Annotated in this window: 18 protein-coding genes; 12 read left to right on the top strand and 6 right to left on the bottom strand. The window is 44.9% G+C overall.

The features are described 5' to 3' along the window. Window positions 1-263: 263 nt before the first annotated feature. On the bottom strand, window positions 264-1,544 hold the full coding sequence (locus DYB02_RS08500) for a MipA/OmpV family protein (protein WP_225868822.1): 1,281 nt from the start codon (window positions 1,542-1,544) through the stop codon (window positions 264-266). A gap of 280 nt (window positions 1,545-1,824) precedes the next feature. Here DYB02_RS08500 and DYB02_RS08495 point away from each other — a divergent pair, with 280 nt between their 5' ends. From DYB02_RS08495 to DYB02_RS08485, 3 genes are all read left to right on the top strand, one after another. Further along, window positions 1,825-2,175 (top strand): VC1380 family protein, encoded by a 351-nt coding sequence (locus DYB02_RS08495; protein WP_015296697.1) that lies wholly within the window; start codon window positions 1,825-1,827, stop codon window positions 2,173-2,175. A gap of 9 nt (window positions 2,176-2,184) precedes the next feature. Further along, the gene (locus tag DYB02_RS08490; protein WP_029804209.1) at window positions 2,185-4,134 is read left to right on the top strand and encodes an alkaline phosphatase D family protein; all 1,950 of its coding nucleotides are present in this window, start codon (window positions 2,185-2,187) and stop codon (window positions 4,132-4,134) included. Between the two features lie 88 nt (window positions 4,135-4,222). Beyond that, window positions 4,223-4,663: a tellurite resistance TerB family protein gene (locus DYB02_RS08485; protein ID WP_005454910.1), complete on the top strand. Its 441-nt coding sequence runs from the start codon at window positions 4,223-4,225 to the stop codon at window positions 4,661-4,663. A gap of 184 nt (window positions 4,664-4,847) precedes the next feature. Here DYB02_RS08485 and DYB02_RS08480 read toward each other — a convergent pair whose 3' ends face one another. Continuing rightward, entirely contained in the window at window positions 4,848-5,378 is a 531-nt protein-coding gene (locus DYB02_RS08480) for a 3'-5' exonuclease (protein WP_029804208.1), read from the bottom strand. A gap of 82 nt (window positions 5,379-5,460) precedes the next feature. Further along, a complete protein-coding gene (locus tag DYB02_RS08475; protein ID WP_029804207.1) occupies window positions 5,461-7,002 on the bottom strand; it encodes a sensor domain-containing diguanylate cyclase in 1,542 nt (513 codons plus the stop codon). A gap of 289 nt (window positions 7,003-7,291) precedes the next feature. On the opposite strand from DYB02_RS08475, the gene DYB02_RS08470 reads away from it, so the two are divergent. The 3 genes from DYB02_RS08470 (at window position 7,292) to DYB02_RS08460 (ending at window position 12,745) form a co-directional block, all read left to right on the top strand. Next, a complete protein-coding gene (locus tag DYB02_RS08470; protein WP_005454971.1) occupies window positions 7,292-7,924 on the top strand; it encodes a DUF2760 domain-containing protein in 633 nt (210 codons plus the stop codon). Beyond that, window positions 7,924-9,876 (top strand): Hsp70 family protein, encoded by a 1,953-nt coding sequence (locus DYB02_RS08465; RefSeq protein WP_021823328.1) that lies wholly within the window; start codon window positions 7,924-7,926, stop codon window positions 9,874-9,876. Before DYB02_RS08470 ends, DYB02_RS08465 begins: the two co-directional genes overlap by 1 nt. A gap of 61 nt (window positions 9,877-9,937) precedes the next feature. Then, complete coding sequence (locus DYB02_RS08460; RefSeq protein ID WP_029804206.1) at window positions 9,938-12,745, top strand: Hsp70 family protein; 2,808 nt, start codon at window positions 9,938-9,940, stop codon at window positions 12,743-12,745. A 97-nt stretch (window positions 12,746-12,842) separates the two neighbouring features. Here DYB02_RS08460 and DYB02_RS08455 read toward each other — a convergent pair whose 3' ends face one another. After that, window positions 12,843-13,037: a hypothetical protein gene (locus DYB02_RS08455; protein ID WP_005455030.1), complete on the bottom strand. Its 195-nt coding sequence runs from the start codon at window positions 13,035-13,037 to the stop codon at window positions 12,843-12,845. An 86-nt stretch (window positions 13,038-13,123) separates the two neighbouring features. On the opposite strand from DYB02_RS08455, the gene DYB02_RS08450 reads away from it, so the two are divergent. The 6 genes from DYB02_RS08450 to DYB02_RS08420 all read left to right on the top strand — a co-directional run bounded on the left by DYB02_RS08450 (window position 13,124) and on the right by DYB02_RS08420 (window position 20,961). Next, on the top strand, window positions 13,124-13,810 hold the full coding sequence (locus DYB02_RS08450; protein WP_021822766.1) for a DNA-3-methyladenine glycosylase I: 687 nt from the start codon (window positions 13,124-13,126) through the stop codon (window positions 13,808-13,810). A 500-nt stretch (window positions 13,811-14,310) separates the two neighbouring features. Further along, window positions 14,311-15,654, top strand: coding sequence for a sodium/glutamate symporter (locus tag DYB02_RS08445; RefSeq protein WP_005454913.1), 1,344 nt, complete (start codon window positions 14,311-14,313; stop codon window positions 15,652-15,654). Between the two features lie 242 nt (window positions 15,655-15,896). Beyond that, entirely contained in the window at window positions 15,897-16,388 is a 492-nt protein-coding gene (locus DYB02_RS08440; protein ID WP_005454955.1) for a prepilin-type N-terminal cleavage/methylation domain-containing protein, read from the top strand. 273 nt (window positions 16,389-16,661) lie between these two features. Beyond that, window positions 16,662-18,401 carry an ABC transporter transmembrane domain-containing protein gene (locus DYB02_RS08430; RefSeq protein WP_029853256.1) on the top strand — a complete coding sequence of 580 codons (1,740 nt, stop codon included), beginning with the start codon at window positions 16,662-16,664 and terminating at the stop codon, window positions 18,399-18,401. A gap of 3 nt (window positions 18,402-18,404) precedes the next feature. After that, window positions 18,405-20,183 (top strand): ABC transporter transmembrane domain-containing protein, encoded by a 1,779-nt coding sequence (locus DYB02_RS08425; protein WP_020903808.1) that lies wholly within the window; start codon window positions 18,405-18,407, stop codon window positions 20,181-20,183. A 229-nt stretch (window positions 20,184-20,412) separates the two neighbouring features. Next, the gene (locus DYB02_RS08420; protein ID WP_005495162.1) at window positions 20,413-20,961 is read left to right on the top strand and encodes an MSHA operon transcriptional regulator; all 549 of its coding nucleotides are present in this window, start codon (window positions 20,413-20,415) and stop codon (window positions 20,959-20,961) included. A 150-nt stretch (window positions 20,962-21,111) separates the two neighbouring features. Here DYB02_RS08420 and DYB02_RS08410 read toward each other — a convergent pair whose 3' ends face one another. Continuing rightward, the gene (locus DYB02_RS08410) at window positions 21,112-21,330 is read right to left on the bottom strand and encodes a hypothetical protein (protein ID WP_005455055.1); all 219 of its coding nucleotides are present in this window, start codon (window positions 21,328-21,330) and stop codon (window positions 21,112-21,114) included. 90 nt (window positions 21,331-21,420) lie between these two features. Next, on the bottom strand, window positions 21,421-22,545 hold the full coding sequence (locus tag DYB02_RS08405; RefSeq protein WP_029805418.1) for an HD-GYP domain-containing protein: 1,125 nt from the start codon (window positions 22,543-22,545) through the stop codon (window positions 21,421-21,423). Between the last annotated feature and the right edge of the window lie 202 nt (window positions 22,546-22,747).

Raw genomic sequence — 22,747 nt, 5'->3', positions numbered from 1 at the left:
TCGATATCCTTGTAGATTTAATGGTTAATAAGTTTGACCACTATCAATTTATAAATGGCACGATGCGTAATCTTATATTTCATTTTACGATTTTTTATTAATGAAATATGAATAGGTCAGAGCTAGGTAAAATAGATAATATTTACTAATTAAAATTGAATATATAAATACAAAAATAGAATACAGAAGAATAAAAATAATAATGGTTATCAATTATTGGATAAATAAAAAGCCCTGTAGGATTACAGGGCTTAATAATGTATTTAGAATTCGTATTGGAAATAAATCGTGTTGTAGTTACTTCCGCCTTTAATTCTGCCAAATTGAGAGGCGTTTTCGAAGATCGCAGAGCGATGGTGTAACGAATACCCCACCCACATGTTCTCCCAATCTTTTTGGTTAAACAGGTCACCGACGTTCACATCCAATGAAAAGTCCAGATAGTTAAGCAAGTTACTTGGCGTGTAACCTTTCTCTTCCATTTCTGTACCTTCGATATAGGTGATGTTGTCGATGTAAGACATCCCTTCCGCAACACCAAAACGCCATTGAGTCGGCCAGTTAAAGGTGTAATACGCTTTAATCGCCATGACATATTCGGTACTAGATGACTGAGCATCCGACGACCAATGATGAACCAAACCAGGCGTTAAATAGATATCAAGAGGCAAACCAAACAGTTCATCAGTCAACGGATGTCCGTAGAAAAACGAAGTGAGCTGATTATCGTATTCATCCTTTTCTGCGTTGAACTTGAAAATGTCTCCCATATTGGAAGGCGTCGCCCAGCCGTGCGCAATTCGCAAATATGGGCGATTGTGAAGGTCAGATTTTCGCTCTTTGCCTTTGTCGTTAAAGAAGCCGAAACCGACAAACACTTCACCTTGGTAACGATCTTCGACAATTCCGCTCTTGTAAGCTTCGTTGTCTAAGCGCGTCACGCTGGTTTCGCCCAACAAATAGAGGTTAGAAATCACGTGATAACGCGCTTTGATGCCCAGATTAGCATCTGCGCCAGCACCGATTCTTTCCCCTGTCACATCTTTGAAAGCGTAATACTCGCTGTTGAAATCAGAGTCCTTATAACGGATGGTAAAAGATGGTTCGAACTCCCAATCACCCAGCTCGTAATTTGCTGCAATTCTGTAGTTTGAGTGGAACTGAAACTCGTCATCCGTCATCAATTCCACTTCAGCTCGCCAGTTTTCATTAAAGTCATAACGCAGTTGGCCACCAAAATCGACGCGATCACCTTCAAACGCGTTTTGAACGGATTTAGGAATGTCGACAAAACGAAGACGCGTAATCGCGCTCACTCGCCAGTCAGAATCCTCTTCGTTAAACAGAAAAGCGCCACCCTCGAGTCCGTTAATGTACAAATGTTCATTTTCAAAAAACATCATCGGCACGAAGGTGCTCACCGTAGAGTCATCGTTAGCAGTGTAAAAAGGAATCGAGGCCGTGCGATACATGGCGGCAATGCCCCACGTTTGCTCATCTGTTGCATAAGCCGTTGATACAGCCGCAGCGAGCGTAAGCATCATGGTGGCTTGTTTCAATCTCTTCATGGGTTTTAATCAAAGTTGATGGTGAAAATCAGTGAATTAAGCTTATGTTCTTTCGATATTAGCCGTTACAATACTTAACGTTGTCATGTGCGTGACAGTTCGCGTCATGCACTTTGATACGTTGGCATGAACATAATCTCAGTGCGTTGTTAACCTAACAACGAACTATGCCAGTAATCTAGGCATGTCGTCATCAAAAATCATTAAAAGCAGCCACTTATGGGTTTAGCTTGAACTTAAACATAACGAAGTAAACGTGAAAGCATCAGAACTTATCTCTATCCTCAATAATTTGCCGTCTAACTCCAACCCAGACATCGTGATGGGAGAAGAGTGGCTACCTGAAAGATTAGTGGATACCAAGCTCGATGGTGAGCTCCTGTTTTTGCACTTCGATAACGCACCTGAAGATGGACAAGGTGACGAAGAAGGCCGTGGTTTTGTCGATCATGAAATAGATTTGATACGCACTCGCCTGCAACAAATTCTGGATGAAGACAGTGACAACGCATCAAAAGCGGATGCGATGTTAGGTTTGTTCTTAATGGGGCATGAACTTAGCAGCTCTCAAGTCATCGAAGTATTAGAAGAAGAATCAGATACATAAGGAAGCGCTTTGCCAACAACGTCGACCAATACTGAACCTACTCCCCTTCCTCTTATTATTGCAGGGCCTGTCCTGCGCAAAGTCACCGCGTCTGAAATCAACATTTGGCTAGTGACAACCAAGCCTCTTAAAGGCGTGGTTGAAATAATGGATGCAAGCACTCACAACGCATACACATCACAATCACTTGATGAACTTCAGCAGCTCCAAATAGGTCAGAGAGCGTGGGTAAGCTTACTCGCCATTAAAGGTGATTACCCAACTCATCAACCGCTTCGCTACCAAATTCAAACTCAAGATGGTCTATTGACTAAGCTGTTGCCACATCTGAGCTATGAACAAGACCAACATCCACATCAAGGATTGGAGTTTGTGATCAGCGAGAAAGCCGATTACGTTCTTCATGGCTCTTGTCGAAATCCTCACCATTTTAGTAAAGACACTTTAGTCACTGCAGACGAAAAGGTCGCTAGCTTACGTGTTGATGAGCGACCAGACATGCTGATCATGAGTGGTGACCAAATTTATGCAGACCACGTAGCGGGGCCGACTTTGGACGCCATTGAGCAAGTCGTTAAGCTACTAGGGTTACCAGACGAGCAATTTGAGCAAGCGCCCATTGCAGATACAAAAGCACTGTATAAACACCCAGATTGCTACTATGGACGCGATAAGCTTCTGCCACATTATGTCGATGACGGTAGTTTGTTAACCAAGCTGTTCCCTCATCGGGGCACACCCATTTTTAGTGCGAAAGAGTGTGAAAACCACCTGATCAGTTTCGCTGAATGCTTTGCAATGTATCTGCTAGTTTGGTCACCTACCCTTTGGGATCTAATCCAACGCGACCGCTTGCTGGAAACTGCATTCACGGTTGGTGGAAGAACTCTCGAACCAAAATGGCAACAGCAATGGCGCGAGGAAAAAGTCCAAATAGATAACTTTGTTGCAGGTTTGGCGAAGGTACAAAGACTGCTCGCGCACATCCCTACCTATATGATCTTTGATGATCACGACGTAACCGACGATTGGAACTTAACCATCGGCTGGGAACAAGCGGCTTACAGCAACGTTTTCTCAAAACGCATTATCGGCAACAGTTTGATCGCGTACTGGCTTTGCCAAGGCTGGGGAAACGCGCCAGAAAAGTTTAACGAGACGTTTTGGCGACACGCGAACCACTTTTTCGACACGCCCTCTTCGCAAGCTCAAGATGCCTTTATTCAACATCTCTATCGCTTCGAAGAATGGCATTACACTATCCCTACTTCACCAAAGGTCGTGGTACTCGACACACGAACTCGCCGCTGGCGGTCTGAATCTCGCATGAATAAACCATCGGGTTTGATGGATTGGGAAGCGATGATTGACTTCCACCAAGAGCTGGTGCATCAAGACAAAGTGATTATTGTTTCTGCCGCTCCCATGTTTGGTGTGAAATTCATTGAAGCCTTGCAGCGTGTGGTAACAATGCTTGGCAAACCGTTGATGGTCGATGCCGAAAACTGGATGGCGCATCCGGGCAGTGCCAATACGCTCATCAGTATTTTTACGCATACCAAAACACCAACCAACTTTGTGATTTTGTCTGGTGACGTTCACTACTCGTTCGCCTATGACATCAAATTGCGTTATCGAAAAAACAGCCCGAATATTTATCAAATCACCTGTAGCGGCATTAAAAACCAGTTTCCTACGCAACTGCTCACGATCTGCGATGGCCTAGACAGAATGCTTTACAGTCCGCGTTCACCTCTCAACTGGTTTACGAAACGTAAACGCTTGAAGATCTACAAACGCGCGCCAAGCACTCACAATTTTTATCGCTTGGTTAATCACAGTGCTATCGGAGAGTTACGCTTGGACGATGAAGGAAAACCGAGTCACATCGGCATTCTGACTAGCGACGGGGAGGAGATTAACTTCCCTCCAACTCGCGCAGAAGATAAAGGAAAATAACCTGTCAGGTCGGTGCTAAATTTGATACGACACCTTGAGATTTACCGCATCTATAACCATCTTAAAAGAAAACAGCTTGGTGCTTACTATGTTTAATTCTCTTACTTCGTTGTTCAAACAACTTATCGACGGCTCTGATTTGAGCAAAACCAATGCACTGTCGCCAAACATGGCGATCGCATGTCTGCTGTGTGAAGTGTCTGGTGCGGATCATCTAATTGATGAAAAAGAAGAAAGCACAAAGCGTTCTTTACTGATGAAGTTGCTCGAGTTAAACGAGCAAGAATCGGAGCAGTTACTTGCTCAGGCAAAAGAAAAAACGCAAGACGCTACCTCTTTGTACGATTTTACTTCCCAGCTTCGAGAACTCACACAAGAGACTCGCTACAACTTGATTAAGAGCATGTGGGAAGTCGCTTATGCCGATGGACAAATCGACCCACTTGAGGATGCTGTAATTCGCAAAACCGCAGAACTCTTGTACGTTGACCACAGCGATTTTATCCGCGCAAAACTGCAATCACAGTAACGCTGTGGCAATAAAATTTGTGCTCAATGCTCATTTTCTACCAATAAAAAACGCGCATCACGCGCGTTTTTTCTTCAGCCAACGACATTGTTATTAAAATACTGGTCAAGGTATGAATGTGTTTGACAGCTTCTACACTAAGCTATATCCATGACAAAACAACAATGATTGGATGACGAATTAATTACAGCATGGTGAGCGCAAGCTTCGCTAGGTTGTGCGCGTCCACGTAGCCCGAGTGCTGACGCCCTTCCCACTCAATGCCTTTTGCTTCTTGAGCAGTTCGGTGGCCAATTCGCTTGTCTTTTAAACGGTTTTGAATACGGTACAGCGTCGCGAGATTTATGAATTCCGTAAACGGCGCTTCAATGCCTTTTTGTTTACACTCTTCAAGAAGAATGACATCGTCACGTCCCCAAGAAGCATAAATCTTGTTGCGACCACCAAAGTTCTTAATCATAGATTTGATTACTTCGGCCAATGGTCTGCCTTGCTTTTCGATTTTACGCGGCGTGATGCCCGTCAGTTCAGCACAAAACAGTGACACTTCATCATGTTCTGGCTTCACGTAGTATTGAGCACGCTTAACGATCTCGCCTTTAGACAAATCTATTTCAGCTAACCCTACTTCGATGATCTCTCCCGTGCGGCCGACGCCATTCTCGCTCCAGCAGCACATTTCTAAATCGAAGCAGACGATACGGTTATGGTTCATAGCTTGTCTTGGTTCCTAGCGTAAATTTGAAAGGGTGCGATTCTACCGCAACACTATGAAAAACTCGAATTTGCGCGCTGATTTAATCACCGATCGACACGGTATTGCGGCCATTTTCCTTACTTAAGTACAGTTGAGCATCCATTTTGTGGTACAAGTTTTCCGGATCTTCGTCGTGATGAACTACCGCACCAATACTCAATGTGCAAATTATAGACGCCTCTTCATAGTCAAATGACGAGCTCGCCACGATACCGCGTAATTTTTCAAGATACGCTTCTAGCTCTTCTGTGTCCGTCACCGTGGAAAGAATACAAAACTCATCTCCACCTGCGCGATAGAATCGGTCACCCGCATTTAAGTTGGCATTAACCAATCTCGTAACATGAAGTAACGCTTCATCACCCGCCAAATGGCCGTACTTATCATTAATCACTTTGAAATGGTCAATATCGAAACCAACCAAAGAGAACGGTTTGCCGCTATTAATTTGATTGAGTAAGTTGTCGTTAAACACGCGACGGTTCAACAATTGCGTCAGAGGGTCTAACTCAGCCATGCGTTTTAGCTCAACCGTCTTAATATCAAGCATTTCGGCTAAACGTTCTTTTTCTCGTGACTGTAAGTTAACTATGTAGCTGATCAAAAACGCAATCAGAAGACCTGCGATGGTCGTTCCCGTTAAAATGGAGCGCTCCCAAGCAGACACGGCATCTGAAAGTTTGAAATCAATTCGCCATTGTCGATTAGGCAGCTGAATCGTTCGGCTGATCACTTTACCGCTGATCCGGTCCCAGTTTTCACTTTGAAACAAAAACGGGTCGTCAGAGGCATCAAAACCTAAGTCTTCCACTCTGACCGACATCTCAAGTTCCGTCGCCGTCTTGGTGATCAGCTCTTCGAAATAAACAGTGCTACGAATCACACCTGTTACCACGCCCAACAGGTTTTTATTCTCGAAATCAAAGACCGGGTGATACACCAGCAAGCCCGATTTGGGGATGGATTTGTCGTAGCCGTCTTGAAGCAGACGAACTTTATCGGAAACATTTGCGCGTTTGTGCGTCGAGATGTCGTCAAAGATCAAATCAAAACGCTTTCGAGAGAAGTAAAAACCAAGTAAAGATAAGTTGGCTTGGGTTCTTGGGTAGATGTCCGTTGCAACGTAAACAGGAGTGTTGTTTTCTAGAATGTAGCCAAAGGTTTTGGGCTGATCTTTTGGAACAGTAAAGATTTGGTAATCTGGGTATGTTTGACGCATTTTAGCAATGTGTGCGTCTAAATCTTCTCGCTTTACTCGTTGCATCCACTGCAAACCAATCAAACTGTGAGAGCTATTGATAACCTGCTCTGCATAAACGGGAAATGCTGACCAATAAGAACTGTCTATAGAATGATAAAAATTGGCCCCCGCTCCGATAAATTTCAAATCATTTTCAACATTTGCTTTTAGAGATTCAGCTTGTCGATCTGCAAGGGTTGCAAAAGTAGCGAGGGTATATCGTTGCTGAATTTGGTAGGCCACACCAACTACGCCTGCAGTGACGAGGAGCGCCGCTACAAAAGCAGAAATGGAATCAGAGTGTCTCTTTATAAAGCTCTTTTGAGCAGTGCTTGTGGTCATCTCGTCTACTGATATTTCCGTAAGTTAAACTTCGGTATTTAGGGAAATACTGCGTTACCAGCGAATAAACATCAAGCAGCAACCTACCAAGCTTAGTCCAATCGTTGATTTTTCACGCTGATCGTACGGTATATTCACGAATTATTACAGCCTTAGGCCTTGAATATGCTACCATCCGTCATCATTTTAATGTCTAAACTTGGTGCAAGATCGCAAAGACGATCGCTTTTAGTCAATAAATTGAGCCAACACTGAGCACCGAGCAATCAATAGAAAGAGAAAAAACGTCATGAACATTGATTTGAACCTAATTCCTCAAACGTTCGATATGCTGCACGCAGGCCTTGCGGCTTCGAGCGTATTGCTTCTTCTGATCGCAGTATCACGCAAATCAAAAGTGATTGAGAAAGTGGTAGAGAAACCTGTCGAGAAAATCGTCGAGGTTGAAAAGCCAGTCGAGAAGATCGTAGAAGTGGAAAAGGTTGTAGAAGTAGAGAAAGTCGTAGAAAAAGTGGTGGAAGTTGAATCAAAACTTGCAACAGCTTCTACTGATTCTGCAATGCAGCTGCTTTCTATCATGCAGCAAGAAGCGCGTCTAATCGACTTCTTGAAAGAAGACCTAACTTCGTTCTCTGATGAAGAAGTAGGCGCTGCGGCTCGTGTTATCCACACTGGCGGTCAAAAAGTATTGAACGATTACGTGACACTTGCGCACGTTCGTAACGAAGAAGAAGAAACTCGTATTACGGTTGAAGAAGGCTTCAACCCACAAGAAATCCGCCTAACTGGTAACGTGACAGGCAGCGCGCCGTTCCACGGCACTCTAGTTCACAAAGGTTGGAAGGCAACGTCTATGAACCTGCCTAAACTGGCTGAGAACTACGATGCCTCTGTGATTGCTCCAGCTGAGGTTGAGCTGTAATGGAACACATGAACCAAGAAAACCTTTCTCAAGAGACAGCGCAAGAGCAACAGTCTCCTAAATTCAGTGTTGGTATCGACTTAGGTACCACTCACTGCGTAATGTCTTACGTTGATACTCAAGACGAAGACGCTCGTGTACAAGTCATGCCTATCCCGCAGCTAACAGCTCCGGGTACTGTAGAAACTCGCAGCCAATTAGGCTCCTTCCTATACCAGCCGCATGAGCACGAAATGAACCAGCAATCACGCGTTCTTCCATGGTCGAGCGAGCCAAAAGCTCTGGTTGGTGCGATTGCTCGTAACCTAGGTTCAAAAACACCAATTCGTTTAGTTGCTAGTGCAAAATCTTGGCTTTGCCACGCTGGTGTAAACCGTCGTGACGCATTCCTACCAGCAGGTAGCCCAGAAGAAGTGGAAAAAGTATCCCCTCTTCGCGCAACCGAGCTATACCTTGAGCACCTAAAAGACGCTTGGAATCACGCGAATCCAAACCACAAACTTGCCGATCAAGACGTTACCATTACGGTTCCCGCTTCTTTCGATCCTGCGGCTCGTGACCTGACAGCCGAAGCTGCACGCAACGTTGGTTTTGTGCACCTAACGCTTCTAGAAGAGCCTCAAGCTGCGCTTTACAACTGGATTGATAACAGCAACGACAAATGGCGCGACGAAGTTGAAGTTGGCGACATCGTGCTTGTGGTCGATATCGGTGGTGGTACAACCGACCTTTCTTTAGTTGAAGTAACAGAAGACGAAGGCAACCTAACTCTGAACCGTATCGCGGTAGGTGAACATATCCTACTTGGCGGTGACAACATGGACCTTGCACTTGCGTACCGCTTGAAGATGAAGCTCGCGCAAGAAGGCAAAGAGCTACAGCCATGGCAAGTTCAGGCGATGACGCACGCATGTCGTGATGCTAAAGAAGCGCTATTGAACGACAGCGAGCTTCAGTCAGTGCCAATCGTTGTACCAAGCCGCGGTTCTAAACTGCTTGGTGCAACGCTGAAAACTGAACTGACTCAAGAAGAAGTACAACAAACATTAGTTGACGGTTTCTTCCCTCAAGTTGCGATTACCGACCACCCTGTTCAACGCAACCGTGGTGCACTAACACAAATGGGTCTGCCTTACGCACAAGATGCGGGTATTACTCGCCACATTGCAGCATTCTTGTCTAAGCAAGCACACGCGCAAAGCGGTGGTGAATCAGCGCAAGCTCAAGATTTCAACCCATTTGCAAACATGCCAGGTATGCCTGGCGCGGATGCAGCGCAATCGGCTGACTTCATCAAGCCAACCGCAATCCTATTCAACGGTGGTGTTCTGAAATCGAAACTTCTAGCAACTCGTCTAGAAGACACGATCAACGAATGGCTACTAGAAGCAGATGCAGAAATGGCGAAACGCCTAACAGGTGTGGATCTAGACCTTGCGGTTGCTAGCGGTGCGGCTTACTACGGCTCTGTGCGTCGTGGTCAAGGTGTGCGTATCCGCGGTGGTATTGCTTCGGCGTACTACGTGGGTATCGAAAGTGCAATGCCAGCGATTCCGGGCATGGCGCCTCCAATGGAAGCACTTTGTGTCGCACCATTTGGTATGGAAGAAGGCTCAAGCGTTGACGTACCAAGCCAAGAGTTTGGTTTGATCATCGGTCAACCAGTTAACTTCCAATTCTTCGGCTCAACCGTTCGTCGTGATGACCTAGCAGGTACTCACCTTGACTACTGGGCACCAGAAGAGCTTGAAGAGCTACCAGAAATCCAAGTAACGCTGCCAGTATCTGAAGGTCGTCGTGAAGGTGAAGTGGTTCCAGTAACTCTTGCTTCTCGCGTCACAGAGCTTGGCACGCTTTACTTAGAAGCCATCGCCGCAGATAACGGGCAAAAATGGCATGTTGAGTTCGATGTGCGCGAAGACGCGAAAAGTGACTCAAACGAAGAACAATAATTAGAAGTCAAACGGCATCCAATCGGGTGCCGTTTTTAAATACACGAAGGTTTGGTTTTGTATGGCATCTCGTCGTTTTCTTGTTGGTATTGACCTTGGCACCACAAACACTGTGGTGGCCTACTGTGAAATAACCGACAACCTTGAACAATCCGAAGTATCCCTATTTGACATTGACCAACTGATTGGTCCGGGCGAAGTCGTTCGTAAACCACTTCTGCCCTCTTTCCGCTATCATCCAGCTGTAGGTCAAATCTCCCCTTCTGACCTCACTCTTCCTTGGGACAACGAACCTGTTGCCGGCGACATTAACAATGTAATCGTTGGTGAATGGGCTCGCGAATTAGGCGCGAAAGTAGAAGGCCGTCAGGTATCCAGCGCGAAAAGCTGGCTCTCACATCAAGCGGTTGATCGTAACTCAGACATTCTTCCTTGGGCTGGTGCGCAAGACGTGGATAAAGTCTCGCCAGTTATTGCCAGCGCAAGTTACCTCAATCACATTCGTCAAGCATGGAACTACCGTCATCCAAGTAACAAACTCGAAGACCAAGACGTAGTTGTCACCGTTCCGGCATCATTTGATGAAACCGCGCGTAAACTGACACTTGAAGCTGCCGAGCTTGCAGGCTTGAAAAAAATCGTCTTGCTCGAAGAGCCACAGGCGGTGTGTTACGACTGGTACGCACGCCACCAGCAAACTGCGGCTGACGAGTTAAAAGATCTGCCGCTCATCCTTGTTTGCGATGTGGGTGGTGGTACGACCGATTTAAGCCTGATAGAAGCTAAGTTCACCAATAGCGACTTAGCACTTGATCGTATTGGCGTTGGTGAACACTTAATGCTAGGGGGTGATAACCTCGACTTAGCGTTAGCGCACCTTGCTGAAAGTCGCTTCAGTCAAAACAAAAAACTCACTGCTGCAAGCCTAACCAAGCTTATTCAGCAAACACGCAAAGCGAAAGAAAACCTGCTCTCAACGAGTGCACCTGACGAAGTAAAGATCACCATGCTAGGCAGTGGTTCTAAGCTGCTTGGTGGAACCAAAAGTATTGCTCTAAGCAAACAAGAAGTGTACCAAATCGCATTAGATGGCTTCTTCCCGCTTTCTGATTTCAGTGAAGTGCCAGACAAACGCCGCAGCGCGGTTGTCGAGTTTGGTCTTCCATACGTTGCTGACCCAGCGGTGAGCAAGCACGTTGCCGAGTTCTTAACTCAGCATCAGCAAGTGTCTCGTGCCGCTCTTGGCATTGAAGACGACAAACAAAACGCGATCCCAGTTGGCTTATTGCTGAACGGTGGCGTGTTCAACAGTGATCTGGTGACTGAACGTGTCACTACCCTGCTTTCTGACTGGCGCGGCGCACCAGTTACGGTATTAGATAACCCACATCCAGATTGGTCGGTCGCACTAGGTGCCGTTGCGTTTGGTAAAGCGCGTCGTGGCGCACAACTGAAAATTGGCGGTGGTGCTGCACGCTCTTACTTCTTGCATCTACAAGAAAAAAACAAGATGGGCAAAGCGCTCTGTTTGCTCGCAAAAGGCACAGAAGAAGGTCACGAGATCCGCTTAAGTGGTCGTCGTTTCTCGCTTACCCTAGGTGAGCCCGTTCGCTTTAACTTGCTGACTTCTACCCACGACACCTTAACCAATAACACCGCCATTCAAAACGGTGTGATGGTTGACGTTGACCCTGACTTGTTTGCTCCGCTACCGCCTTACATCACCACACTTGAAGGTGAAGGTGCAGAGCTACAAGCCAACCAGAAAGAGCGTGTCGAAGTGCAATTGGCTTGCCAACTAACAGAAGTTGGCACTCTTAAGATGGAGTGTGTCAGTGCCGAAGACGACAACAAACGTTGGGAACTGGAATTTGAAGTTCGCAATAAACAAGCCGATGGCGGTGAGGAAATTCAGCTTCATCCAAGATTGAACGAATGTAAAGAGCTGATAGCTCGCCTGTACAGCGGTAACAAGAAAAGCGCAGAAGGCAATGAGATCAAAACCTTAGCGAAAGATCTTGAGAAGAAACTCGGCAAACGCGATGAGTGGGACTTCACCACACTCCGTCAACTTTTCGATACTTTTGCGCAAGGTCGTAAGCGTCGTCGTCGCTCTGAACAACATGAGAAAAACTGGCTTCGTTTGGCTGGCTTTGCACTGCGTCCGGGCTTTGGCGATCCAACCGACTCTTGGCGTATTGAGCAAGTTTGGGGACTGTATCAACAAAATATTCAGTTCAAAAACCATCAAGGCTGGACAGACTGGTGGGTATTCTGGCGACGTATCGCGGGCGGTCTAAGCCAAGAACAACAAGAAACCATTTTGGCAGACATCGCAAAATATCTGCATCCCGGCGCGATGAAAAATCCGCAGTCAGCAAAAGCGGCTCAGGAGATGGGTTACGAATCCATGGTGCGTCTTTCAGCCTCTCTAGAGCATCTAGAAGTGGAAGATAAAGTCCTGCTGGCGACGTGGTTCTTGAGTAAAGCCATCAACCAAAACCAGTTTGAACAAGCACACTGGTGGGCGATGGGACGTTTGGCTTCTCGCACACCGCTTTATGGCAGCCAGCACAACGTCATTCCTCGTGAACAAGCTGAGCAATGGTTACCTAAGCTTTTGGAACAAAATTGGCTGAAAGAACCAATGATCGCTTTCGCAGCCGTAATGATTTGTCGTAAGACGGGTGATCGCTTATTCGATATTTCTGACGACTACCGGGAACAAGTTCTAACAAAACTCAAACAGAGCAAAGTACCTGAGTCGTGGGTATCGCTGGTTGAAGAAGTGAAAGAGCTTTCAGAAAGCGAATCAAAACGTGTCTTCGGTGATGCTTTACCAAGCGGTTTAACGCTGGTTCATCATTAAATCCACTTTACAAAAGAAGACGAGTTAAACGTACAAAGCCCTTCCGACGAAGGGCTTTGTTTATCGCATTCTTTTGGTTTTGACCGTGCACAACGCGCTAATTCATTTCTGTCGTAATCACCACATCGCGCGTTTCGTTATCCATATCACTAATACCGACCACCGACACTTCTCTGTCCGATAGAGTCTCAATTAGGCTGTCTTCTAATCCACCATCAGCAAGCCAAGAATAGAATTTATCCGCAATACGCTCCGAACCTTCTCCGACAAACGTTAATGTGACCTTCTTCATTTGTGACACTCCATCAATTTACGATTCAGCCACTTAAGCGTAGTATGTTTCCTAAATATCGACATACACTAAGGTTAACTTCTTTTATGAGTATCGAAAAATTTGACGCCATCTATCAACGTGCCGCCGAACGAAAAGGTGGAGAAGATCAGCTCGAAGCACTGCTGTCGCATCCATTAAGTAAAGAAGAGTTAGCAGCCATTCCAAACGACCGTTGGTTAGCAGCATTTTCGATGAAGGTATTTCAAAGTGGCATCTCGTGGAGCGTAGTTCGTAAGAAATGGCCGAACTTCGAAGAGGTCTTTTTCGGCTTTAAGATTGAACCATTGCTGATGCTGTCTGACGAACAATGGGAAACCAAAGCGACCGATGAGCGCATTATTCGCCACCTAACGAAAGTGATGTCGATTCCTGCCAATGCTCGAATGATCCACGAAGCATCAATCCAGCATGGGTCATTTGGCAAAATGGTTGCAGATTGGCCTCAGGAGAAAATCACTGAGCTTTGGGCGTATCTAAAAAAACATGGCAACCGTTTGGGCGGTAATACAGGGCCATATACTTTACGTCAAATGGGTGCTGATACGTTTATTTTGTCTAACGATGTGGAAGCATACTTGCGCAATTGCAAAATCATCGAAGGCGGAAAAGACACCAAAAAATCTCACGATGCAGCAACCCTAGCGTTTATGCAATGGCAAAAGGAGAGCGGTCGTAGCCTCACCGAAATCAGTCAAATCATTGCATTTAGTACCGGTGATAATCGACTCTAACGACAAGTTGATAAGCACATTGGCTCTTATCACAGTGTGCTTTTTCTGGCCATATCTCTAGCTCCACTCTTGGCTTCATTAAACTTCAACCACCTTCCCATCTTGAGAATTACAAATAATTGTCGTATCGATAAAATTAATTTTTCATACAATATTTTTATTTATCAAACACCTACCTATGATTGATGTTTTATTAGGCATGTTTTATTGATTCTGCTCAATTGCATTGCCTATTCAAACTGACTAGGATACACGCCCTTCCTGAGTGAACTATCAAAAATAAAATCGAGAAACTTGCTCGAGTTTCTCAACAGTTCACGAACATTCTCGACAATTATATTCATTTCATGATTTTTAGCGCACTTGAGCGCTGATTGAAACGACCATTGCTCCGTACTCGAAAGATTTCGTATTCGCGCTTTCTTACGTGGAGTTATTTATTTCATCAAGGTTGGTCAAAAGGATGATGCCCCTTGAATGCATTTACTGGAGGACAAAAAATGCCAAAAGGTCTAATGCTGACTGACTTAGCCATCGCAGGCTTACTTTTGATTGTAGCGAAAGTGATTCGCGTGCATACGCCATTGCTACAACGCATGTACATTCCATCTGCTGTATTGGCAGGTTTATTTGGTCTCGTGTTTGGCCCTGCCATGCTCGATCTATTACCGTGGACAGACACGTTTACCGCTAACGCAAGCCTATTAACCGCTGCACTTTTTTCTGCGTTAGGGTTAGCAACGGATGTTCCATCCCCAAAAGTTGTCGCACAACGTGCAGGCTCGTTATGGGCATTTAACCAAATTGCTTCTGTCTCACAGTGGTTATTTGCTGCAATGTTTGGCCTGCTCTTAACTACATTTTTCTGGCCAGAAATCAATCCTGGTTTTGGCGTAACAATGTCTGCGGGTTTCATGGGTGGTCATGGTTCAGCCTCAGTTGTGGGAGATATTTTCACGGGTCTTGGTTGGGAAGATGGCTTCACGCTTGGTTTGACCTTTGCGACAGTCGGTATCTTCATCTCAATTTCCATCGGCATGCTGATGCTTCAATTTGCTCTAAAAATGGGTTGGATTCGAAGCTTTACAACTTTTGACAGCATGGATGAACATGAACGAAAAGGTCTTGTAAAACCAACAGAACAAGAACCAGTGATGAAAGACACAATGTCTTCACTCTCTGTGGATTCATTTGCTATTCACGCAGCCCTTGTCGTCGTCGTTACGGCTTTCTCTTATGTCGCAGCAAACTACTTATCGTCGTTCCACGACAAAGTACAAATTCCGACATTTGTAACGGGCTTTTTGGGCGGAATGCTCGTACGAATTGTCGCGAAACAAACCAAAGCGTCACGATACCTTTGTGATGGAGCATTTAAGCACGCGGCTGGTATCAGCACCGACTACCTGATCATATTTGGTATTTCAGCAATCAAAATTACTGTTCTTGCTCAGTACCTTGCGCCAATGATCGTACTCGCCATTGGTGGCATCGCATTTACGTTGTGGCTGATCTTCTGGGTTGCGCCTCGAATTATGGGCGATGATTGGTTTGAAAAAGGCATATTCTCCTGGGGCTGGCTAACAGGCACAGTTGCAATGGGCATCGCGCTATTGCGCATTGTTGACCCTAAAATGCGTAGCAAAGTTCTGGATGACTACGCCATTGCTTATGTACCTGGTTCAATCACGGATATCTTTATCATCTCTCTGATGCCTATCGCGATGTATAACGGTATGGAGTGGCAAGCACTTGGTGTCGGCTTAGCTTATATCGCAGTAGTCCTGTTCATCTGGAGATTTGTATTTAAACGCAGTGGCCAAACGGTAACGGACGCGTCTTAAGTACTCCGGCTCGGGAGATTTTTCCTCCCGAGCACATCTTTATTCATCTTTTTCCTTTTTACTCCTCTCTTTAAAATCCCAATTGAGAAACCGCTTCAATCTCTAATGAACAAATAAGCAACTTGTTTTATATATGAGATTTGCAATAGCAGTCTCACCTTCTCATTCTTTTTTAATACCGATATAACCCCATTTTTATTCCAGAATAGCAGCCTATAAAATGACAAAGCTGGAGGCTGGTTGTGCGTGGTTCACGAGGATTTACCCTTATCGAGTTAATAATGTGCATCATCATTCTTGGTGTTGTTGGCGTTGTTGCCCTGCCCAAGTTCCTCGGAATACAAAAAGACGCACGAATTGCCGTTTTGTATGGTGCAAGAGAAGCGCTAATGACAGCCAACAACCTTGTTTACACTAAAGCCGTTATTCAGTCTCAAGAGAACATCAACTCAGAAGACACGCGAAACATCGACTTAGATAACGACGGAGTAAACGATCTTATTGGTTACTTTGGGTTAATCAAAAACGTGATTCCAGCAAAAGAGCTTGCCGGTTTTGACCCACAACTCACCATCAACAAATGGTACGGCGCCGATTCAGAGACTGAACCCTACTTCCTTATCGGCTTTGCCAACAAACCCGTGAGCATCCATCACCTGTGTTATGTCGAAGTGTACTACCCTAAAACACCAGGCGGACAACTTCGCTATGGAATTCAAACTGAAGACTGCTAAAAACCCTCCCAAACAAGCTTCAAAATTGTACATTTTGAAGCTTTCTACTTTTAGCGCTAACTTACGCGCCAAAACCTCAACTTAACATAGATTTCACATAATTTTGTTGCATGGTTTTCTTGCAGCGAGAAAGCAAGTAATTCCTGAGTGCATATATTCAAAATCGACACAATCTGTTGTTTTCTTCTTCGCTCAAAAATTGTGCTTGTAAACTCATCATTTCGCTCAATAATAGTTCCATAACAAATTCAATAATTTAAAGCAGGAGGCGTAATGAGAATTTTCTGGCAGCTGCGTTGGTATTTCCGACAAAAATGGAAACATTATGTGGGTTCCATTCTTTTATTTGCAGTAATCTCTGCCCTTCAGCTGGTTCCACCCAAGGCAGTCGGAGTGATTGTCGATGGCGTTGTTGATAACACATTAGAAACAAACACGTTAATCATGTGGTTGTTAGGCCTTATTGTTCTGCTTTTCACCATCTACGGGTGCAGAATCCTCTGGCGTATATGGCTATTTGGTGCGAGTTGGGAACTTGGAACCATTTTACGCAACCGCCTTTACCGCCACCTTTCGACTCAACCTCCCCGCTTTTTTGAACGATACAAAACTGGCGATTTGATGGCGCGCGGCACGAACGACGTAAGAAACATCGTTATGACAGCTGGCGAAGGGGTATTAACGGCAGCCGACTCTGTTATCACAGGCATAGCAGTGTTGATCATCATGGTCACGCAAGTCAGTTGGAAACTGACCGTTATGGCCCTGTTGCCAATGCCATTTCTCGCGGTAATTATTTTCTTTATCGTCCGCATTCTTCACCAACGTTTTCGTATCGCGCAGGAAGCATTCTCTTCGATGTCCGATATGACGCAAGAATCCCTAAATGGTGTGCGAATGCTGCGTGCTTTTGGTTTGGAAAACCAAGAGCAACAACGATTTGAAGATGTCGTTGACGATACTGGTGCTAAAAACATCGCGGTAGCAAGAGTAGATGCGCGCTTTGACCCTGCGATTCAGTTGACGATTGGTCTTTCGTTTCTTCTTAGTGTGGCGGCAGGCGCGCATCTGGTCGACAAAGGCGAAATCACTCTTGGTGATTTGACAGCCTTCACCATGTACTTGGGTTTGATGATTTGGCCAATGCTGGCGTTCGCATTCTTGTTTAACATCTTAGAGCGCGGTTCTGCCGCATGGAATCGGCTACAAGAAATCTTCGATGAACAACCAGAGATCATCGGTGGCACACAGCCTTTAGATGAAAAACCATTACCGCTGCACATCAAGATTGACGCGTTCCATTGGAGTAAAGAACTCCCACCAGCTCTTGCCGCTGTGGACGTAACGTTAGAGCCAGGGAAAATGCTCGGAATTGCTGGCCCAGTAGGCAGTGGCAAATCGACGTTGCTCACTCTGCTATTGCGTCAACATGATTTAGAAAATGGCACCATTCAGTTTGGCGATGTCAAAATCAAAGACGCTATCTTACCTCAATGGCGTAATCGCTTTGCGGTTGTGAATCAGAGTCCATTTTTGTTCTCAAAATCGATCTTTGACAACATCGCTCTTGGTAATCCTCAAGCAACAAAGGAGCAAGTTTATCAAGCAGCGAAATTGGCGTGTATCCACGACGATATAGAGAAATTCCCTGACGGATACCAAACCGAAGTTGGCGAAAAAGGCATTACTCTTTCTGGCGGTCAGAAGCAGCGTATTGCGATTGCACGCGCCATGCTTCTCAACGCTCAAGTGTTAGTTTTAGATGATGCCCTATCCGCCGTAGATGGTCGAACCGAACACCAGATTCTCAAGAACCTTGAAACACACTACCGTGATCAAGCGTTGATCGTTATCGCACACCGATTAACCGCATTGGAAGCGGCTGATGAAATCATCGTTCTTAATCATGGCCATGTCACCGAGCGAGGAAAACATCATTCTCTACTCGAACACCAAGGCTGGTACGCAGAAATGTTCCAGTACCAAAAACTCGAACAAGCAATGGAGGAGTAATCAATGAAACAAACCAGTACATTTAAGCGGTTGTTGTCTTATCCATTGTCTCAGCCGAAGCCAATGATAAAAGGCTTAGCTTTGCTGTTTATCGCGGCGTTAGCGAGTGCGAGTGGCCCTTGGTTGATCCAGTATTTTATTGATGAACACATTGCCAAAGGTGACTACTCTCGTAACGTATTGATTGCTTTAGCGTTGGGCTACGTGTCACTTCAAGTCATTTCGGCAACGTTCCAATATCTTCAATCGTTGCAATTTAGCATGGTGGCAACGAACACGATCAAAACCATTCGCAAGCAAGTGTTTTCGGGAGTGATCAAACAGCCACTTTCTGCGTTTGACTACACGCCTGCTGGTAAGCTTGTTTCTCGAATCACGAATGATACAGAATCACTTCAGCAGTTTTACGAGTTGTTAATCGCGACCGTGGTTAAGAACGTTGTGATGATCGTGGTAATGTTGGGTGTCATGTTCTTCATGAGTTGGAAGTTGACGCTGGTTGTTCTCGTCCTGTTACCGATCGTAATTGGCTTTATGTATCTGTTTAAACAACTCAGTACCGAGAGTTATCGCAGAATGCGTGACTTGCTCACGGACATTAACGCCAACTTAAGCGAATCAATCCAAGGGATGAGCGTGATTCAGCTGATGCAACAAGAAGAGCGCTTTAACAAACAATTTAACGAACTCACTGCTGAGCATTTGGTCGCGTCCAAAAAAGTCATTCGCTTAAACGGGTATCTGCTGCGGCCTCTCATGGATCTGTTGGCTGGACTTGCCCTACTCTGCTTAGTTGCCATCTTTGGCTTTAATGGTGTCGAGTTGATTGGTGTCGGTGTACTTTATGCGTTCATCAGTTATTTGGCGCGTGTGACCGAACCTCTGATTGAAATGACCCAACAACTTGCACTTTTACAACAAGCGTTGGTATCGAGTGAACGTGTTTTTGAGTTGATTGATGCGAGGCCACAAACTTACGGTGACGATCATAAACCGCTTAAAACGGGCTCGATTGAGCTAAGTAATCTGACGTTCAGTTATGATGGTAAGCAAGATGTATTAAAAGACATATCCTTGAAAGCGGCTCATCAAGATTTTATCGCGCTGGTCGGCCATACGGGCAGCGGCAAGAGCACGTTAGCATCTTTGCTCATGGGCTTTTATCCAACCAATGTGGGCGAGTTATTGATTGATGGGCGGCCACTTAATACATTGGGTAAAGACGTACTTCGCAAAGACGTAGCAATGGTTCAACAAGATCCGCACATTCTCCCAGCTTCTGTACGTGAGAACATTTCTCTTAGCCGAGCAGTGAGCGATGAGCAGATATGGGATGCGTTAGATAAGGTAGGTTTGTCGGAGCAAATTCACCGCTATCCAAACGGCTTAGACACTCAACTCGGCCAAGGTGAAACCAACCTTTCGGCAGGTCAAAAGCAATTACTTGCGTTAGCCCGAGTGTTAGTAGCGAAACCAAAAATCTTAATTTTGGATGAGGCAACGGCGAACATCGATTCAGGAACTGAGGCTCTCATTCAAAAAAGCTTAAAAGTTTTGCGCCAGAACATGACGTTAGTGGTCATTGCGCACCGACTGTCCACCATATTGGATGCAGACCAAATTGTGGTTCTACACCATGGTGACTTGGTCGAACAAGGCACGCATAAAGCCCTATTGCAACAAAATGGTCGCTACGCTCAAATGTACCAGTTACAACAAGCGAATAGACACCTTCAACAGATTGAGCAAGAAGATGCTAAACAACTAGAAGAAGCTGTTTAAGCACAGTACAAGCCACCTGCAAATCGCAATGCAGGTGGCGCCATTTAGTTAAATCCATTCACAATTTAAACTAATTTTTTATTTCTTACCTATTATTGACATAACCCCTCGCTATATAATGCAAGGTCGTTGTAAAATCGTAACGAACTTCAGCTCAACTTCTTGCCGATGACTCGGTGAGCTGATTACCTATTTCTCATATTGCATATTAATTTCATGACACAAGTCCATGGACAAAGATAAGTTTACTAACATCTATCGCTTGCCTGGTTCGATTCAAATTCGTATCGGTAAATGGCAAAAAACGTTCCGCGGCACCTCTGATTTGGTTTTACATCAGGCGCTAATGGAGCGTAATAAACAGTTTAAAAAAACAGACTTTCTACCTAAAGGCTGGTGTGTTACTCCTATTGACGAAAACGACATCACCATTACGCACCACGGTAAGTACATCCAAACAGTCATGCGTACCATGTTAGATAGAAAGGTATCGTATAAGCGGCTGTTTATGTCGCGTATGAATGCAGAAGATGGTGAAAAGGCACTTCGAAAATACAAATTGGAGTGGGTTCAAAAACACAATCAGATTGCGAAAAAATACAACCAAATCAAGAAAAAGCAGTACATGAATTTTGCGAGGGAAGAAGAAGAAACACTCTACCCTTCCATTCCAAAAGGCGAGTTCGACAAAACACTATGGAACAAATTGGTTATATCCACTTTTGGTCCAGAGAAGAAATACAAAAATCCTCACTTTGTACGCAAAGCAGACATCTAATTAAACACCCCTAAATTTAGGGGTGTTTATCTACACGTTAATACAATAAAAATACAAGACTGATATTCAACTCAAGTAAACTCGAGATACTTGAGTTCTCGTTTTTGACCTATGGCGTTGAAGGATTGAAATGACGCCATAGCGGTTAATTTAATGACGAGCGTCAGCGCCAAATTCTACTTCTTTATAGATATCGGCCAGCGACTTCTTACCTTGTTTGTCTTTAGCTGAACGCTTTTTCTTTGCATGATAATGATATTCTTGCTCCTGTAGTGCTTCTTCGTGCTCTTTCGCTGACTGCACAAACTCAGGGTTCGCAAGTGCTTGTTGGCGTAAGCGGTTTACTCTCTCAAGGGTTTCCCACAACATACTTCACCTCCAAACCAGACACTGTATATAAAAACAGTATTGTTTATAATTCCCTCCTAGTCAATATTCGTGCTCCTTCGTTTACGGGGATTACATCAGCCCCAAGCCTGTGTAGTGCTCAGGATATTTATGGATGATTTGTTTTAGATAATTTTGATGCTCACGCAGCGCGTTGACACATTCTCTGGACAACAATCCTTGATAGACCCATTTCTCCAACTCAAGCAAGGCGTAAGGTATCGACCAAGCTTGGCGATATGGGTGGTGAGTCGTAAGCACATCGAATGCGTTAGCCACCGCAACGATTTGCGCTGCAATTGGGATCGCCTCTTTCTTCAAACCGTACGGATAACCAGAACCATTAAGGTTTTCGTATTGGTACGTAATCATCTGCAAAAACAGCGTCACGCTTGGGTGAACTGGATTACCAATACGCGCCACTATATCGTCTGCAGATTCGATACACTGCTCGATATGTTGAAGAAGAATCGCCTCCTGCTCTCTCGTGTAACGTGTTCTACTACAGGCTATTTCTATCGGCAGTTGAATATCGCTCAATGCATGAAACTGCGCAAACGTACCAATATGCTCAACCGTTTCGTCATTGAAATGATGATGATCCGCGAGTTGTGTGGCGATTAACTGGCTGTAATATTTCATCCGTTTAGTATGGGCATAATATTCTGGCGAATAACCCGGCATCATACCCTGCATTCGATCGGCAAGCGTTTCGATGGCATGAACGACATGATCCTCAGACTCAACAGCAAATTGAACCATCTCAAAATAAGGCTTAAGTCCATTCAATGCTTCAAGCTTAAAAGCTTGGGGCTGGGTAGAATTTAAAAAGACAAACCCGGTAAAGGCTTTGTTGTCATAGCAAGGAATCGCGACTGATGACTGATAGCCTTCTTTAAGCAGGGTTTGTATGCGGGAACAATGATTGATGTCGTGAAGATCATCGACAATGCGTGGTATTGCATTTTCAGCGGAGATAGTAAGGTTGTGGAGCTTTCTAAACGGCGCCTCATGATGGGCCAAGCACCAAGTATCAAATTCACTTTCGGCGAAAGATTTGAGCATGTCTTGATGAGGGTGATATTTTGCAAACGACACCCTATCGATACACGGCAAATGTGCCTGCATTCTATTCTTCAACGTTTGCAGTTGCTCATTAAGCGGTTTAGCAAACGGGTAAAAACTCCGGTGCGCCATACTTCACCTCCACACCCAAGTAGAGAAACCAGAAGAAAAAGCTCCTTTCTGTCAGAAATTTTGATGATCTTAGAGCGGCTTTTCCCCACTTAAATAATTGATATACCACAACCTAAGTGTACGAAATAAAAACAGATTTCCGCCAATTTTTTCACCGAATATCTTACGGTAATTTGATCCAGATTAAAAAAGCCAACAGGTT

This window comes from Vibrio parahaemolyticus, from assembly GCF_900460535.1.
In the GTDB taxonomy this organism is placed as follows: domain Bacteria; phylum Pseudomonadota; class Gammaproteobacteria; order Enterobacterales; family Vibrionaceae; genus Vibrio; species Vibrio parahaemolyticus.
This window is presented reverse-complemented; position numbering and strand designations above follow the sequence as displayed.

Coding starts and splice junctions, on each gene's coding strand:
- DYB02_RS08500 (WP_225868822.1), bottom strand. CDS start 1,544: ATGATGCTTACGCTCGCTGCGGCTGTATCAACGGCTTATGCAACAGAT.
- DYB02_RS08485 (WP_005454910.1), top strand. CDS start 4,223: ATGTTTAATTCTCTTACTTCGTTGTTCAAACAACTTATCGACGGCTCT.
- DYB02_RS08480 (WP_029804208.1), bottom strand. CDS start 5,378: ATGAACCATAACCGTATCGTCTGCTTCGATTTAGAAATGTGCTGCTGG.
- DYB02_RS08475 (WP_029804207.1), bottom strand. CDS start 7,002: ATGACCACAAGCACTGCTCAAAAGAGCTTTATAAAGAGACACTCTGAT.
- DYB02_RS08470 (WP_005454971.1), top strand. CDS start 7,292: ATGAACATTGATTTGAACCTAATTCCTCAAACGTTCGATATGCTGCAC.
- DYB02_RS08465 (WP_021823328.1), top strand. CDS start 7,924: ATGGAACACATGAACCAAGAAAACCTTTCTCAAGAGACAGCGCAAGAG.
- DYB02_RS08460 (WP_029804206.1), top strand. CDS start 9,938: ATGGCATCTCGTCGTTTTCTTGTTGGTATTGACCTTGGCACCACAAAC.
- DYB02_RS08455 (WP_005455030.1), bottom strand. CDS start 13,037: ATGAAGAAGGTCACATTAACGTTTGTCGGAGAAGGTTCGGAGCGTATT.
- DYB02_RS08450 (WP_021822766.1), top strand. CDS start 13,124: ATGAGTATCGAAAAATTTGACGCCATCTATCAACGTGCCGCCGAACGA.
- DYB02_RS08445 (WP_005454913.1), top strand. CDS start 14,311: ATGCCAAAAGGTCTAATGCTGACTGACTTAGCCATCGCAGGCTTACTT.
- DYB02_RS08430 (WP_029853256.1), top strand. CDS start 16,662: ATGAGAATTTTCTGGCAGCTGCGTTGGTATTTCCGACAAAAATGGAAA.
- DYB02_RS08425 (WP_020903808.1), top strand. CDS start 18,405: ATGAAACAAACCAGTACATTTAAGCGGTTGTTGTCTTATCCATTGTCT.
- DYB02_RS08420 (WP_005495162.1), top strand. CDS start 20,413: ATGGACAAAGATAAGTTTACTAACATCTATCGCTTGCCTGGTTCGATT.
- DYB02_RS08410 (WP_005455055.1), bottom strand. CDS start 21,330: ATGTTGTGGGAAACCCTTGAGAGAGTAAACCGCTTACGCCAACAAGCA.
- DYB02_RS08405 (WP_029805418.1), bottom strand. CDS start 22,545: ATGGCGCACCGGAGTTTTTACCCGTTTGCTAAACCGCTTAATGAGCAA.